Consider the following 2,454-nt stretch of genomic DNA (forward strand, 5'->3'; position numbering starts at 1 on the left):
TGGCATCTTGCGGGTGCCGCTGAAGTCTTCGTTGGCCGGATTCACCACGGTGATTTTGGCGCCTTTCTCTTTCGCATCGGCGACCCAGGCCTGCAGGCGCTGGTGCTGACGTTCGTTCACCACCGCGGTGTAATCGTTGTTGTCGCGGATGGTCGGATACATACGGGCGAAAGTGGCCTGATAGGTGTCGATAAACTCCTGCTCTTTACCGGCAGGCAGCAGCACGTAATCCGGGGCGATACAGGTCTGACCGGCATTCAGGGATTTGCCGAAACAGATGCGCTCAACGGCGTCTTTCATGCTGGCACCCGGCGCGATAATGGCCGGTGATTTACCGCCCAGCTCCAGGGTAACCGGCGTCAGGTTTTTCGCTGCGGCGGACATGACGATGCGGCCAACGGCGGTTGAGCCGGTGAACACCAGATGATCCCAGGGAATTTCGGCAAAGGCGGAGGATACTTCCACTTCACCTTCGATCAGGGCTACCTGATTCTCGTTGAATACTTCCGCCAGCAGCTTCTTCAGCACCTTGTTGGTTACCGGCGTGAACTCAGACATCTTGATCATGGCGCGGTTACCGGCGGCCAATGCGGTCATCAGCGGCAGCAGTGCCAGCTGAATCGGGTAATTCCACGGCACCATAATGCCAATCACGCCCAGTGGCTGGTACATCACATGGTTGTGTGACGGCGCAAACAGCATGCTGACGTGGCGCTTGGACGGTTTCATCCAGCCGCGCAGACGTTTGCAGGCGTAGTTGATGCCTTCAACGCTGGTCATGATCTCGGCGATCATGGTTTCGTCGGTTGAACGGCAGCTGAAATCCTGGTTCACCGCAGCAGCCAGTTCATCCTGATACTTCAGGATGGCAGCCTTCAGACGCTTCAGATCGGCAATGCGCTCGTCGGCGGACGGCATCGGGTTATTACGGAACGCCTGTTGCTGTTGTTTGAACAGGCTGTGCATGCGCTCGAGCTCTTCATTGGGAGAGTGGAGACTGGTAACCGTCGCGACCATACTGGGCTCCTGCGGGATAGTTATTATTGGTTTGCTTTCGTCGGTTGGTATTATTAGAGTCATTACTCTAAAAGGTCAACACTGTAAAAGAATGATGGCGAAGATCAACCTTCTGCGCATGGCATTTGCGGCCAATCTGTGTGAGCCTGCGCCTGACAACATGACGCCCGGCGTTTTATCAGTAATACGGGCAGCGACAGCGGAAACGGCATGAGTACTAAAGAACGAATTCTCGACGCCAGCCTGCAGCTCTTTAATGAGCAGGGTGAGCGCAAGGTAACAACCAATCATATTGCCGCCCATCTGGCGATTTCGCCGGGCAATCTGTATTACCACTTCAAGAATAAGCAGGCGATTATCTTTGCCCTGTTTGAGCGCTATGAAAGCCGGGTGCTGGATATTCTGCAGGTGCCGGAAGAACGCGCGCTGCAACCACTGGATAAACTGCGTTATCTGCAGGACATCTTTACCGGTTTGTGGGACTACCGCTTTATGCACCGCGATATGGAACATCTGTTACTGGCAGACGCTGAACTGCATGCCCGTTACCGCGCGTTTTTCCGCCTGTGTCTGCAACGGGTGCAGCAGATTTTCCGTGGGCTGGCCGAGGCTGGCATTATCCGCATCAGCGAAGCTGACATCGCCAGTCTGGCGCTGAATACCTGGATTGTGGTGACGTCCTGGTTTTCTTTCCTGCGCTGCAATCTGCTCAATGCTGACGTTGATGCGATTTCGCCGGAGCTGTTACGCGGCGGTATTTATCAGGTGTTTACGCTGGAGCGGCCCTATCTGACCGAAGAGTACCGCGAGGCGATGAATCAGCTGCAACAGCAGTTTATTCCGCGTCCGAGCTGGCTGGAGGCCGACGAAGAAACCGTCGGTTAACGTGGTTCCGGCCCGTTAGCGGGCCGGAAGTACGATGGCGGTAGTCAGAAATTACGCAGGTAGGCGTTAACAAAATCAGACTGGTTGGCGGCGTCTTTTGCCGTCATAAAGGTTATTTCGTTGCCCTGACGGCGCAGCTTCAGAACCTCACCAAACTTGCATTGCACCGTCTGCAGTGCCGCCAGATCGGCCTTGAACTGTGGGTGATACTGACAGATACGGGCCATTTCGCCGGCAACCTGTGAGCAGTAAGCGCCAATGCTGACATCTTTCAGCAGGCCGTCATTCACGCTGGTCCAGTCAATACGGGTCTTGATGGTGCTGCCGCAGGCCTGACTGGCTTCGCTGTCTTTTTCGCTGAGCATGGCTTCGGTGTTCTTAACGTGTTTATCACGGTTAAACTGAGCCAGTTTTTTCTGAATGCCTTCGCTGTTTTGCAGGCCATAGCGCTCAACCAGTGCTTCACGGGTCGGGTCGGTTTCACCTTGCTCAACCGTGCCAACATTTACACCGTCACGGCCGGTGTCCGGCAGGAATACCTGAAAGTACTCA

Annotated in this window: 2 protein-coding genes and 1 pseudogene; 1 reads left to right on the forward strand and 2 read right to left on the reverse strand. The window is 55.0% G+C overall.

Annotation, left to right across the window (positions count from 1 at the left end):
• Positions 1 to 1,017, reverse strand: a 1,017-nt coding sequence (locus B3P58_RS01465) for an aldehyde dehydrogenase family protein (RefSeq protein WP_286715552.1), incomplete at its 3' end; no start/stop codon positions are given.
• A 210-nt stretch (positions 1,018 to 1,227) separates the two neighbouring features.
• On the opposite strand from B3P58_RS01465, the gene B3P58_RS01470 reads away from it, so the two are divergent.
• Entirely contained in the window at positions 1,228 to 1,902 is a 675-nt protein-coding gene (locus B3P58_RS01470) for a TetR/AcrR family transcriptional regulator (RefSeq protein ID WP_286715554.1), read from the forward strand.
• 44 nt (positions 1,903 to 1,946) lie between these two features.
• Here B3P58_RS01470 and B3P58_RS01475 read toward each other — a convergent pair.
• A pseudogene (locus tag B3P58_RS01475) lies at positions 1,947 to 2,454 on the reverse strand (hypothetical protein); the annotation flags it as partial.

This window comes from Thalassolituus sp. UBA2009, from assembly GCF_002335285.1.
Classification (GTDB): domain Bacteria; phylum Pseudomonadota; class Gammaproteobacteria; order Pseudomonadales; family Oceanobacteraceae; genus Venatoribacter; species Venatoribacter alkanivorans.

What these genes read in the sequence shown, in the direction of transcription:
- B3P58_RS01470 (WP_286715554.1), top strand. Translation starts at nt 1,228, where the DNA reads ATGAGTACTAAAGAACGAATTCTCGACGCCAGCCTGCAGCTCTTTAAT.